Source organism: Nitrospirota bacterium, assembly GCA_004296885.1.
Classification (GTDB): domain Bacteria; phylum Nitrospirota; class Nitrospiria; order Nitrospirales; family Nitrospiraceae; genus SYGV01.
Genome location: SCVN01000015.1, coordinates 259,718 through 272,598 on the forward strand (window position 1 = coordinate 259,718; position 12,881 = coordinate 272,598).

General features: G+C 58.2%; 13 protein-coding genes. 1 reads left to right on the forward strand and 12 read right to left on the reverse strand.

The genetic code is table 11. The annotated features are described in order from the left end of the window. Positions 1-51: 51 nt before the first annotated feature. From EPO61_08455 to EPO61_08495, 9 genes are all read right to left on the reverse strand, one after another. Entirely contained in the window at positions 52-1,518 is a 1,467-nt protein-coding gene (locus EPO61_08455) for a mannose-1-phosphate guanylyltransferase/mannose-6-phosphate isomerase (GenBank protein ID TAJ08923.1), read from the reverse strand. 69 nt (positions 1,519-1,587) lie between these two features. Beyond that, positions 1,588-2,064, reverse strand: coding sequence for an HAD-IIIA family hydrolase (locus EPO61_08460; protein ID TAJ09012.1), 477 nt, complete (start codon positions 2,062-2,064; stop codon positions 1,588-1,590). A 141-nt stretch (positions 2,065-2,205) separates the two neighbouring features. Further along, positions 2,206-3,213: a GDP-mannose 4,6-dehydratase gene (locus tag EPO61_08465; GenBank protein ID TAJ08924.1), complete on the reverse strand. Its 1,008-nt coding sequence runs from the start codon at positions 3,211-3,213 to the stop codon at positions 2,206-2,208. Between the two features lie 21 nt (positions 3,214-3,234). Then, on the reverse strand, positions 3,235-4,077 hold the full coding sequence (gene rfbD, locus EPO61_08470; GenBank protein TAJ08925.1) for a dTDP-4-dehydrorhamnose reductase: 843 nt from the start codon (positions 4,075-4,077) through the stop codon (positions 3,235-3,237). Continuing rightward, positions 4,065-5,093: a dTDP-glucose 4,6-dehydratase gene (gene rfbB / locus EPO61_08475; GenBank protein ID TAJ08926.1), complete on the reverse strand. Its 1,029-nt coding sequence runs from the start codon at positions 5,091-5,093 to the stop codon at positions 4,065-4,067. The genes rfbD and rfbB overlap by 13 nt, the downstream gene beginning before the upstream one ends. A 2-nt stretch (positions 5,094-5,095) precedes the next feature. Beyond that, positions 5,096-5,857, reverse strand: coding sequence for a spore coat protein (locus EPO61_08480; protein ID TAJ08927.1), 762 nt, complete (start codon positions 5,855-5,857; stop codon positions 5,096-5,098). A gap of 20 nt (positions 5,858-5,877) precedes the next feature. Then, entirely contained in the window at positions 5,878-6,882 is a 1,005-nt protein-coding gene (locus EPO61_08485) for an SDR family oxidoreductase (GenBank protein TAJ08928.1), read from the reverse strand. A 132-nt stretch (positions 6,883-7,014) separates the two neighbouring features. Next, entirely contained in the window at positions 7,015-7,710 is a 696-nt protein-coding gene (locus EPO61_08490) for a glycosyltransferase family 1 protein (GenBank protein TAJ09013.1), read from the reverse strand. Positions 7,711-8,177: 467 nt separating this feature from the next. Further along, on the reverse strand, positions 8,178-8,945 hold the full coding sequence (locus EPO61_08495) for a class I SAM-dependent methyltransferase (GenBank protein TAJ08929.1): 768 nt from the start codon (positions 8,943-8,945) through the stop codon (positions 8,178-8,180). A 143-nt stretch (positions 8,946-9,088) separates the two neighbouring features. On the opposite strand from EPO61_08495, the gene EPO61_08500 reads away from it, so the two are divergent. Further along, a complete protein-coding gene (locus EPO61_08500) occupies positions 9,089-10,006 on the forward strand; it encodes a glycosyltransferase family 2 protein (GenBank protein ID TAJ08930.1) in 918 nt (305 codons plus the stop codon). On the opposite strand, the gene EPO61_08505 is transcribed toward EPO61_08500, so the two are convergent. Genes EPO61_08505 through EPO61_08515 form a run of 3 tightly spaced genes read right to left on the reverse strand, consistent with a single transcriptional unit; the run spans position 9,936 to position 12,777 of the window. Then, positions 9,936-10,955 carry a class I SAM-dependent methyltransferase gene (locus tag EPO61_08505; protein ID TAJ08931.1) on the reverse strand — a complete coding sequence of 340 codons (1,020 nt, stop codon included), beginning with the start codon at positions 10,953-10,955 and terminating at the stop codon, positions 9,936-9,938. The two genes, EPO61_08500 and EPO61_08505, sit on opposite strands and share 71 nt — an antisense overlap. Continuing rightward, positions 10,956-11,888 carry a glycosyltransferase family 2 protein gene (locus EPO61_08510; protein TAJ08932.1) on the reverse strand — a complete coding sequence of 311 codons (933 nt, stop codon included), beginning with the start codon at positions 11,886-11,888 and terminating at the stop codon, positions 10,956-10,958. A 4-nt stretch (positions 11,889-11,892) separates the two neighbouring features. Continuing rightward, a complete protein-coding gene (locus EPO61_08515) occupies positions 11,893-12,777 on the reverse strand; it encodes a glycosyltransferase family 2 protein (GenBank protein TAJ08933.1) in 885 nt (294 codons plus the stop codon). Positions 12,778-12,881 lie beyond the last annotated feature (104 nt).

Consider the following 12,881-nt stretch of genomic DNA (forward strand, 5'->3'; position numbering starts at 1 on the left):
ATCAATACGTCTAAAGTTGGAACGTCTGCACGTCTTTGACTTGATGGACTTTCAGACTTGCGGACGGCGCGGCGCTTTTACGCCGCGCCCATAATCGTCATGAAACCGCACGATGTCATCTTCGCCGAGGTACGGACCGTTTTGGACCTCGATGATGTGCAACTGCTCCGAGCCAGGGTTCTCCAGCCTATGCCGCGTGTTCTTCGGAATCCCCGTGCTCTGGCCAACGTTGATGTCGAATACACGGCGCCCACAAGTCACTCGGGCCACCCCGGCAATCACCACCCAATGTTCGCTGCGTTGGTGATGCAACTGCAGCGACAAGCGGCCGCCGGGATTCACAGAGACCCGCTTGACCTTGTACCCCTTTCCCTCTTCCAACACCGTATACGAGCCCCAGGGACGGAAGACCGTCCGGTGCTCCAGCTGTTCGGGAGCCCCTTGCTTCTTGAGGATCTCAACGATCGCTTTGACGTCCTGGGACCGGTCTTTGGGACAGACCAACGTGGCATCGGGCGTATCCACCACCACCATGCCGGAGAGCCCGATCGTGGCGACCAGCCGGCGATCTGCGTAAAGAATCGAATCGCGGCTGCCGAGGTCCACGACCTTGCCGCTGACCACGTTCCCGGCCTTGTCGCGCGCGGCCACTTCTTCCAGGCTGCTCCAGTTCCCGACATCGGACCAGAGGAATTCCACCGGGATCACGGCCGCCCGGTCCGAGCGCTCCATGACACCATGATCAATCGAAACCGGGGCCAGCTTGTGGTACAAGCGGGCCAGTCGGTCACCCGAACCGGACCGGAGAGCCTGCCCGATGGGCTTGAGCGCCACGCCTAAATCCGGCTGATGCCGGGCAATTTCCTCCAAAATGGTGCTGGCCTGCCAGAGGAAAATGCCGCTGTTCCAGTAATACTGGCCCGATTTCAGATACCGGATCGCCGTCTTGGCATCCGGTTTTTCCACAAATCGGGCCACCGGGTAGCCGGTTAATCCTCCTTTGCGCCCCAAGCGGATCTTCCGATCCGGTTGGATATACCCATACCCCGTTTCCGGCCTGATGGGAGGAATACCAAACGTGACGAGCTGTCCTTGCTGGGCCAGTTGCACCCCCAACGACACGGCGGCTTGGAAATGCCGATTGCCTTGAACGACATGGTCGGCCGGCAATACCAACATCACCGCCAGAGGATCTCGGCGGACCAGTTCGGCAGCCACCAGCCCGATCGCCGGAGCCGTATTCCGGCCCTCCGGCTCAATCACGAAGTTGTCCTGAAGCGCATCCTTCCACTCCCCGAGTTGATAGCGGATCGAGTCAGCTTGTGCCGGGGTGGTGGAAATCATGATCCGCTCCGGAGGCACGCACCGCAGCACCCGTCGCATGGTCTGTTGAATCAGCGTTTCGTCACCGATGATCCGAAGGAGTTGCTTGGGGTAGAGGTGCCGGCTGAGGGGCCAGAAACGGGTCCCGCTGCCTCCGGCGAGAATCACCGCATAGAGATGGACATCAGATTTCATAGGCACACAAGACCCATCGATCAAGAGAGGCCCGACGATCCTTCTTCGCGAGAACACCGAGGAGGTGGATTACGTTCTCTTCGCTGACGGACGTGCCTGTGCAGCCAGAATCAGATCGGCCACTTCTCGAACCGCTCCTTCCCCACCTTTTTTTTTACACACAAAATGAACAGTCTTGCGGACAACCGGAACGGCATCGGCCGGAGCCGCCGAAAACCCGACCGCCCGTAACGTCTCCAGATCGTTGACGTCGTCGCCGATATACGCCACCTGGCTCAGATCAAGCCCATGCCGCGAAACAATGTCACGCAGCACCGCCAGTTTGTCGTGCGCACCCTGGTGCACTTCCGGAATCGTAAGCTTCTCGGCCCGTCGAGCGACCAGTTTCGTCTGCTCCTGGGTGATCAACGCCGTAAGCAATCCCGCACGCTGCAGCAACTTGATGCCCATGCCGTCGCGCACATGAAACCGCTTCCACTCATCGCCAGAATCCGAATAGCACATGCCCCCATCAGTCAACACCCCGTCCACGTCCGTTGCAAGCAGACGTACCTGACGGAGCGGAGAGGCCTGCTTGCGGCCTTTGCGCTTTTGCGACCAATCAGCGGTGCCGTGGATGGTAGCCAATGGACCTTCGTATCCTTTGCAATGCCGGCGATCTTAGCAGAGCCCGCCAAACGAACACAATTAGGGACGCGGACGCCCACGCATTACTGCCCCATCCGCTTCGCTCAGGAGCTGCACATCAGCTTCGACCATCTCGCGCACCAACTCCTTAAATTTGATCTGGCAAGACCACCCGAGCTGTTGTCGGGCTCTCGTGGCGTCGCCCAATAGAATTTCCACTTCGGCCGGCCGCTTCAGCCCGGGATCCAGGACCACGTGCTCCCGGTAGTCCAACCCGAGGTGCGAGAACGCCGCCTCGGCAAACTCGCGCACCGTATGCGTTTCGCCAGTAGCAATGACATAATCTTCCGGCTCGTCCTGCTGCAACATCATCCACATGGCCCGGACGTATTCACGGGCATGGCCCCAATCCCGTTGGGCATCCAAATTGCCTAAGCGCACTTCCTTCGCCAACCCGAGCTTGATCCGAGCCGCATGGGAGGAAATCTTCCTGGTGACAAATTCGAAGCCCCGACGAGGCGATTCGTGGTTGTACAGAATCCCGCTCGCGGCCTTGATCCCATAGGCCTCCCGGTAATTGCGGGTCAGGTGGAACCCGGCCACCTTCGAGATGCCATAGGCAGACCGAGGATGAAACGGCGTCATCTCCGTCTGGGGCACCTGTGAGACTTTGCCGAACATTTCGCTCGATGCAGCAAAATAGAACCGGCATTGTGGGACACAATCGTGCAACGCAGAGAGAACGTAGTGGGTGCCGTTGATGTTTGAGTTCAGGGTTGAAAATTCGTCTTCGAATGAATAGGTGACGAAGCTTTGCGCCGCGAGGTGATAGCATTCATCCGGCTCGACCGCCCGGAAGACTCGATAGATGCTCGGCAAGCTTTCCAAGGAGGCGGCATGAAGTTTGACCCGGTCTTTGATGTGCAAAATCCGCCAGAGGCGATGCTCGGGATCTTCTATCGCCACACGACGCACAATCCCATGCACCTCGTAGCCTTTCTCGAGTAGAAACTCGGCCAGATACGAACCATCTTGACCTGTAATGCCCGTGATGAGAGCGCGCTTCATAATCGTTCCTCAGATTGTCCCTTAACGAGCAGTCGCTTGCATATCCTGCATGAACCGAACCAATGCATCTTCCCAATGTGGCATCGTAATTCCCAATTGGGCCAAGGTTCGATTTGCAAGGACCGTATAGGGGGGGCGAATCGCCGCCCTCCGTGCCTCTTCTGTTGTGATGGGACGTACCGCAATTGCCACTCCCATTAACGAGATGATTTTGGAGGCAAATTCATGCCACGTACAGCTACCGCTCCCGGTTGCATGGGCTATTCCCCGCAAGTCGACTTTCACTACCTTCGCAATGGCAGCAGCGAGATCACCAGCATGGGTTGGGCACCCCCGCTGGTCGGCCACTATGCGTAATTCTTTCTGCTCAACTGCTCGTTGCATTATCGTTTTAACAAAATTGTTCCCATGTAAGCCATACAGCCATGCGGTCCGAATGATGAGCGTATTGGAACAGTATGCCAATGCGCGACGTTCTCCTTCAAGCTTCGATCGCCCATAAGCATTGAGGGGATTGGTCGGATCCGTTTCCTCATAGGGCGCCCCCTTCTGTCCATCAAACACATAATCGGTAGAGAGGCAAATCAGGCGAGCGCCTATCTTGGAGACAGCTCTTGCCACTCTTTCAGTACCGTCCGCGTTCACAGACATGGCCACATCAGGCTCCTGCTCAGCCTGTTCCACGTTTGTATAGGCTGCCGCATGGATCACAACATCTGGGCAAGCGTCCGTGACAAACGACTCAATCTCTGGCTTCAAGAGATCAAACGCTGGATAGATACCGAGTATGAGGTCATGACAACTCAGCGTCCGCTGCAACTCATGACCCAGTTGGCCATCTGCCCCTGTAATCAGGATGCGCACGACGTCCCATCCTTGAGCCGACGTCCATACATCTGTTCATAGTAGGCCCGGAACTCACCGGACTTGATTTTCCGCCACCAGGCCTGATTGTTCCGGTACCAATCCACCGTGGCACGGAGGCCTTCCTCAAAAGACACTGTCGGAGCCCATCCCAAGGCGCGTAGGCGGCTGCAGTCCACGGCATAGCGCCGATCGTGACCCGGCCGATCTTGCACGAACCGGATCAGGGACTTGGGCTTGTCCAAGTGGACCAGGATCATATCCGCCACCGCGACATTCTCGCGTTCGTTGCCGCCTCCGATGTTGTAGATCGTGCCCGGTTCCCCGTGACGGAAGACATGCTCGATGCCAGCACAGTGGTCGAAGACGGAGAGCCAATCCCGCCGATAGCGCCCGTCGCCATACATCGGAAGCGGCTGGTCTTCTAGGGCATTGGTCACGAACAAAGGAATGAACTTTTCCGGGTACTGGTTCGGCCCGTAGGTGTTGCTCCCTCTCGTGATCATCACCGGGAACTGGTAGGTAGTCCAGTAACTACGGACAAGCAGGTCGCCTCCGGCCTTGCTGGCCGAGTAGGGACTGCGAGGATCCAAGGGATCGCCCTCTTTGGAGGACCCGGTTTCCACGCTCCCGTAGACTTCATCGGTGCTGACATGAAGGAATCGCGCCACCCCAACCCGTCGCGCCTCGTCGAGCAGGACCGCCGTGCCGATCACATCGGTCTTGGCAAACGCCCCTGGCTCGACGATCGATCGATCCACATGCGTCTCCGCTGCGCAATTGATGACGCCTTCGATCCGGTGCTCTTTCATGACTCTGGCGACCGTCGGAGCATCGCAGATATCGGCCTGGACGAACGTGTAGCGCGGGTGACCGGCCACATCGGCGAGATTCTCAAGGTTTCCGGAATAACGGAGGGCGTCCACATTGACGACCGAGTCGGACCCATTGGCGAGCAAGCGCCGAACAAGGTGCGATCCGATGAAGCCCGCGCCACCCGTGACCAGGATCCGCATCGCTAACTCTCCTGCTTTGCGTTAGAGGCCCCGGCATCCAACTTGTTCGCACCGCTCTGAGCAACCAACTGATTGGCCAGCAGCAGCGATTCAATCGTCCCGGCGTCGGTCCACCAACCCTCCAGAACGTCCCAGGTCAGCTGTCCAGCCTGGATGTAGGCATTATTCACGTCCGTGATTTCCAGTTCCCCCCGGCCTGACGGCTTGAGCGTCTTGATGATCTCAAAGACCCGGGCATCGTAAAAATAAATCCCCGTCACAGCATAGGTCGATCGCGGATTAGCCGGCTTCTCCTCGATCTTGACCACCCGCTCCCCTTCCAACACCGGCACGCCGAAGCGCTGCGGGTCCTTCACTTCCTTCAACAGGATCTTGGCCCCGACCTTCTGCTTCCGAAACGTCTGCGCGGCACGCAGCACATTCCCTTCAATGATATTGTCGCCGAGCATGACGCAGACCGATTCTCCTTCCGCAAAATACTCGGCGAGCCGCAGGGCATCCGCAATGCCGCCCTCTCCTTCCTGATAGGTATAGCCCAGATGCCTCAGCCCGAATTCCTTGCCGTTCCCCAGCAACCGGAGGAAATCTCCCGCATTATTCCCGCCGGTGACGATGAGAATCTCGTGGATCCCGGCGTTCACCAAAGTCTGGATGGGATAGTAGATCATCGGCCGGTTATACACAGGCAGCAAGTGTTTATTGGTAACTTTCGTCAACGGATACAGCCTGGTCCCCAGACCGCCAGCCAGCACCACCCCTTTCATAGCCCCTCCCGCATCGGCCGCTACAGAATCTTCCGGAAATACTCGATGGTCTGTTTCAGCCCATCCTCCAATGCAATGACCGGCTCCCAATCCAGCAGCGCCTTGGCCCTCCGAATGTCGGGCCGGCGTACCTTCGGGTCGTCAACCGGAAGCGGTTTTTGCATGATGGGACTCTGCGATCCCGTCAACTTCAGCACCAATCTGGCGATTTCCGCGACGGTCAATTCACGAGGATTCCCAATATTGACGGGCTCGTGCACGGTCTCGCGGGTTCGCTCTGTCCGCTGGGCGAGAAATTCGGTTCGATCCGTCCGTTCCGCAACGCTCGTGCCCGACTCGATCATGAGCAAGGCCACGATCCCCCGGACCAGATCGTCCACATAACAGAAGCTGCGGGTCTGCGACCCGTCTCCGAACATCGTGAGCGGGTGACCCTGCAGCGCTTGCACAATGAAGTTGGACACCACCCGGCCATCATGCGGCCTCATGCGAGGGCCGAAGGTATTGAAGATCCTGACGATGCGCGTATCCAGGCCGTGGTACCGGTGATAGGCCATCGTCATCGCTTCCGCGAACCGCTTGGCTTCGTCGTAGACGCCCCGCGGGCTCATCGGATTAACGTTGCCCCAATACGACTCCGGCTGGGGATTCACCAAGGGATCCCCGTATACTTCCGAAGTACTGGCCAACAAAAACCTCGCCCCCTTGGCTTTCGCCAGCCCAAGCGCCTTGTGGGTGCCCAACGCGCCCACCTTCAAGGTCGCGATCGGCAGGTCCAGATAATCCTGCGGGCTCGCCGGCGAAGCGAAGTGCATCACCGCATCCAACGGCCCTTCCACATGCAAATAGTCGCAGACATTATACTTAATAAAGGAAAACCGTTCGTCCCCCATCAAATGGGCGATGTTCTCCGGCCGGCCAGTCACCAGATTATCCACCGCGAGCACCTGATGCCCCTGGCCGATCAGAACGTCGCACAAATGGCTTCCGAGGAACCCGGCCCCGCCCGTGATCAAAATGCGCATCCGCCCTCCATGCCAGCTCGCTGGAACCGCCGCTTTCGCTCAACTTACGGCGGAAAAGTGTTGTACCTCAAGTGACTTTTACGTTACCCCCGAACAAGGGCCTCTCTGTACAAAGCCTTTTGCGCCAGAGAATCAGGCGGCCCGATCAACTTGACCCACGACCCGACGATAGACCGCCACAGTTTCTCTCGCCGTCCGATCCCAGGAAAACTGAACAGCCCTGGCCAAGCCACGCTCACGCAGATCGGTCCAGAGCGCCCGATCCGTCAACACCCGTTCCATCTGCCGCGTGAACCCGTCAACGTCCGAGGGCTCGACCAAAATCGCCGCATCCCCCGCCACCTCCGGCAACGACGAAGCGCTGGAACTGATGACCGGACAGCCGCAGGCCATGGCTTCCAAGACCGGCAGTCCGAACCCCTCGTATCTGGATGGAAACACAAAGAGACTCGCCCGCTGATAGAGATCGATCAGACGCTCGTCGCTGACAACCCCGGTGAAAACCGTCTGCCGTTCGATGCCCGTCTGCCGGACCAGCTCGTGCAGATCGAGCCGTCGGCGAAAATCTCCGGCGAGAACAAGATCATACCCTTCCCGAAGCGCCCCCGGCAGACGGCTGAACGCCTCCACCAATGATTCAACGTTCTTGGTCGGATCGGCTCCGGCCACACAGAGCACATAGGGACGATCCGCCCCGCCACCCGTTTGAAGCACCGGGGCAGGACGAAAGCGCTCCAGTTCAACTCCCGGGCAGACCACGGTAATCCGAGCAGCCGGCACCCCAAGCCGCTCCACGATGTCCCGTTGCGAGCACCGGGAGTCCGTCAGAACGTGATCGACCCGGCTCCATCGGTCGCGAACCAGCGCCCGCTCGATCAGCTCGTTCACATTTAACCACCGACGCCGACCGGTTCCAAAGATCAGCGGCTTCACATCGTGGACCGTGGCCATAAACTTGCCGCGCTTCCAGGCCACACAGGAATCATAGGGAAAATGCAGCAGGTCATATCGCCCGGCCAGGCAGGGCGCCACCTGCTCCCAGAATCGCCGCCTGAAAACCGGAAACCGGATCAGCCGATACCGCATATTCGGCCGCTCCGGAAACCGGTACGACTCATCCGGCATCAATATCTCATACTGGTTTTCGGCATCCACCCGTCCCAAGGCCTCGATCAAGGCTCGGCTATAGCGCCCAAGGCCGACGTTGAAATCCTTGAGGTGCCACGCGGCAATCACCACCTTCATACGAGCAAGCCCGCGCGCGCCCATATAACCGAGCGGTTTCCGTTCGTCAATCATTTTCCAGACTCCTGGGAAACCGCTACGACCTTGGTCGCTCCGATGATCAATCCCTCGCCGAACAGGACGGCATCGGAGAGAAGCGCATGCCTCACCGAGGCGACAGAAGGATGGGTCGCGGCAGACCGTTTCCCCTTGGTCTGAAGCAGCCACCGGATCGCCTGATACAGCCATGAGCCCTTCTTGAGTTGCCGGTTGGCCTGGACCAGGTCCACCCGGAACCCCCAGCGGCTCAGGACATACCGCAACTCCAAAAATCCGATCGGATTGATGTGCGCGATCGGCTGCTCCGCTCCGGTGGCCGGGTCAATTTCGACCATGTAATGAAATTGGTCCGGGTAGCCCCGCAATAAGTAGCTGAGCCGCGAACGGATGGACAAGACATTAGGCGTCGTGACGTAGAGCATGCCCCCCTTGTGCAAGATCCGGTTGGCCTCCCGAGCCAGCAAGTGCGGGTTTTCGATATGCTCGATCCCCTCGACGCAGGCGACCGCATCGAATGTCTCGCTCTCGAACGGCAGGACGGTATTGAGGTTCACGCGGACAGCGGAGCGGCCGGGGACGACGAATCCCTCCGGACACAAATCGGCCGAGACGACCTCCCGCCCGCCCGCCAGCAGCAATTGGGTCAAGGCGCCGGTCCCGCAAGGAACATCCAGCACCAATCGATGTCCTGCATCCAGGATCAGTTTGGCCACGTGGAGACGAGTCATATGAACGGTATTAGGCCCGTGATGATCTGGATGCACATGGTCAAAAGTCATCGCTCAGTCTCCGTGTCGGTCGCACCTAGGCGACGCCAGGATCACAAAATCTTGGCACAGAACCGCCCCCTGCTCTGCCACATTGACACCATCATCTGCTATGATGGGGCCCGCTCAACATGGTAACCCCCTTGCGGTGAGGAATGCCCCTCGTCAGCGCCATCATCCCTGCGTATAACGGTGCGACCCGTTACCTGGAGCAGGCCATCGGCAGCGTCTTGGCCCAAACATGCCAGGACCTGGAACTCATCGTGGTGGACGATGCCTCGACCGACGAGACGGCCCGGCTCGTCTTGCAATTTCCCCAGGCTCGCTACTTCAAGCGGCCCGAGAACGGCGGGCAAGCGGCGGCGCGCAACGACGGGGCCCGTCTCGCCGGCGGTGCCTATCTGGCCTTCCTCGACCAGGACGATTTGTGGGCCCCCTCCTTCATCGAGGAAACCCTGGCATCGTTGCAGACCCGGCCCGAGGTGGCGGTAGTCCACTGCGACGGGTACCAGGTGAACGAGCGCGACGAACCCTTGCATTACGATGCCGCCATGAAGCAGGGACAGACCATCACGCAACTACTGCGCGGCGGCCACGATGTCGCCACCTCCGGCTCCCTGTTCCGCAAGACCTGCTTCGACGCCGTGGGGGGCTACGACGACACCTTGGCGGTCTGGGAGGACATCGACCTGGCGATCCGACTGTATCAGCGCTTTCCCCTCCTGCACTTGCCCAAGCCACTGTACCGCCATCGGCTCTATACCCGCAACGTCTCACGGGACATTCCCTCAGAGCGGGCCTTAACAGGACGACGGCGGTTCCTCGAAAAACATGCCCCTTCCTGCCCCCCGCGCACTCAACTGGCCAAAGCCCTTGCCCGCGACTGGGCCCACTATTACGGAGATCTTGGGAAACACCACTTTGAAAAACGTCGGATCGATGAAGCCCGTTGTGCATTCTGGCTTTCGCTGCAACAGCGCCCCTTCAATCATAAGGTGTGGCTCAGACTGCTGCGCACCTATCTAATTCGCTCCGTTCAGACCCGCCCTGCGCCTTCACGGCATACACCGTGATCTCGGTTCCATAGCCAAGATTCCCCACCACCAAGCAAAACGGCCGTACCAGGAGCCTTTCAATCCATTTCTTTGCATGCAGCGCTCGGCCACATTTGCGAGTCCAGACTCGCTCCAAGCTCGTCATGAAATGGGCGGAGGTGACCCCGGTTCTGCTCCTCACCACGCGAAATCCAGCCCGCTCTAAGAGCCGGCCGAGCGTAGTACGAGTAAAATGGCAGAGATGCCGAGGAGGGTCCCAGTTCACCCACCACCGACCGAACAACTTGGCCTCCAAGCTGTCCGCGTTGGGCACCGCTATCACAAGCACCCCGTCGTTGTCCAAGATACGCCTCGCCTCCGCCAGCACTGCCGGTAAAGCATACATGTGCTCAAGCGAATGGCTCATCAACACCACGTCAAAGGCACAATCCTCGTATTTGACCGACAACAGGTCACCTACGTCCACGCGGGGTCCGAGAAGCCCCCGGGCATGTTCGACGGCTGTTTTACTCAGATCAAGCCCCTGCACTTGCCACCCTTGTTGCTTCAGGAGCGCTGCATTGACCCCATGGCCACACCCTACATCCAAAAGCCGGCCTCGACCAACCCATTGCAGACTGCCCCTCCCACAGAGGTCACGTCGAACTTTCTCCGGCCACAATAGGAGTGTTCGCAATCGACGCCAGAGTCCATGCGTGGCCCCATCCGGATACCCGTAAAAATCCGTTACAATCCAGGCCTTGACCTTGCTGAACCGCCTGGGCGGTGAAGCAGGGCCAAAATACTGGACTGGATAGAATCTCCCGATGTCTGCTTGCGTCGGCCTGGGGTTCAAATAAAGGAAACCGCAGTGTATGCACCGCACAATATAAAACTCGTCCGTGGTGATGCCATGAAGCAGGTCTCGCTGCTGAATGACGACCTCGGCGTGATCGGTGCGGCAAAACTCGCAGACCACATTTTCCACTTATCGCACCCTTTTTGTCGCAAATGAAAAATAAGACCTGACTATCCGGCTCATGGCTCGCCGGGCCGCCTTCCAACTCCAGACATCACGGACACAGCAACGCAACGCCTTGAGCAAGTCGGCACGCCCTGCCAGATCCCCTTGTTGAAGACGCCACTTACCCATGTCAGCAAAATATACGGCTCTCTCTTTCATAAGGTAGCGTCGCTTGTCATATTCGTGACCGAACCGCTGCAAGAGCGCCTCGTTCAGCAAGATCCGATGTCCCAGCTCCACTTGTGGCGGCTTATCCTCCCCATGACGATGATATGTGAGCGGCTCGTCAATCAAGACGATCTCGCACTCCCGCGCAACCCTGGGCCAAAATTCATGGTCATCCAGTCCGGCTGAACCAAAGCGCTCATCAAACCCCCCGACCTGATGAATAACCGATCGTCGGAGCATTACAGCAGAAGGGGTTGGACCAAATCCCTTGACAAACAATTGATAAAATTCGCTCGGAGGACCGGTTGGAAAATTTTCCAGAGGTTGCCCGTAACAATTCATATGCACGATGCCCGTCGTCACCATTCCAATTTCCGGCCTTGCCTTCAACATTGCCACCTGCTTGGCAAGCTTCGTTGGCGCCCAAAGATCATCGTGATCAAGCAACGCGATATAGCTTCCGCGCGACAGGGCAATGCCACGGTTTCTCGCTTTGGCCACGCCTCCGTTCTCGAACGCATAATATCGCACCCGCGCGCCGAATGCTTTGACGATTTCCGCCGATCCATCGGTGGATCCATCATCGATCACGATGATCTCCCGATCCGTCCAGGTTTGTGCCAACACGCTTTCAATCGTTTCCTTGATCACGGAAGCCCCATTGTACAGTGGGATGACCACACTGACCGTGACAGGACCATTCATGCCTTCCTCGACCCCATTCGACATGATGCTAGAGATACGACCGAAATAAACGCGAATAGGTCCTGAACTTGTGGGGGTTCAAATGCAGTGATCGCAAGAGCATCCGACGGCCCTCGCTTCCCCTGCCTGACCTCACCTCATGCATGCCCCAGTCCGAATAGCATTCTGCCAGCATGACACTGATCAGCTTTTGCTTAAGCTCGTCGGCCACGTACAGCGCCTTCATTCGAAGCAGGAAGCGTTCGCGGCTTTGCACCACCGTTTCTTTGCCCGCATGACTTAAGCTGGCCGAATGGACTCGGTAACACATACCTGACTCTTCCAGAAACACGAATCGGCCTTCTTGCTTGAGGCGCGCACACAAGTCAAAGTCCTCGAACCCGCGGAGCTCCTCATCGTACATCCCCGCCCGCTCAAACGCATCCCGACGAACAAGAACAGCCGATGACAGCAGCTGGTCTGCTTCCATCAAACGGCCCAAAGGAGAATCTCTCATCGTTGCGCGCTCGATTAACGTCGCCCCCACTTGCAACAAACGGCCCTCTGCATCCATCCTATCCGAGTTGCAAAGCACAAGAACCGCATCAGGTTCCGCACTCAAGACAGCTACCTGCTGTTCGAGCTTGCGTGGGTACCAATAATCATCATGGTCGAGGAAGGCGATATATTGCGCCGTCGCTTTTCGAACTCCTTCATTCCGTCCTCCGCAGGGTCCCCGGTTCTGCCGCCGCAAGACTCGTATGCGTTCCCCGTACCCTTCCAAGATTGACCTAGTTTCATCCGTAGAGCCATTGCCTATGCAGATGACTTCAAAATCACGGAAGGTCTGTGCAAAGACGCTGTCCAAAGCTTCCTTGATATACCGCGCTCCATTATAAACGGGAAGAACTACCGTCACTTGTGGCATACCCATTTCCCCTGCAACGACTCCATGTGAATCTGGAAATGTTTCTTCCCCGCTAGACTTGAGATAACAGCGACGGCGCGCTCCATTAGCCCGTGCTTAGCAACCCCGTT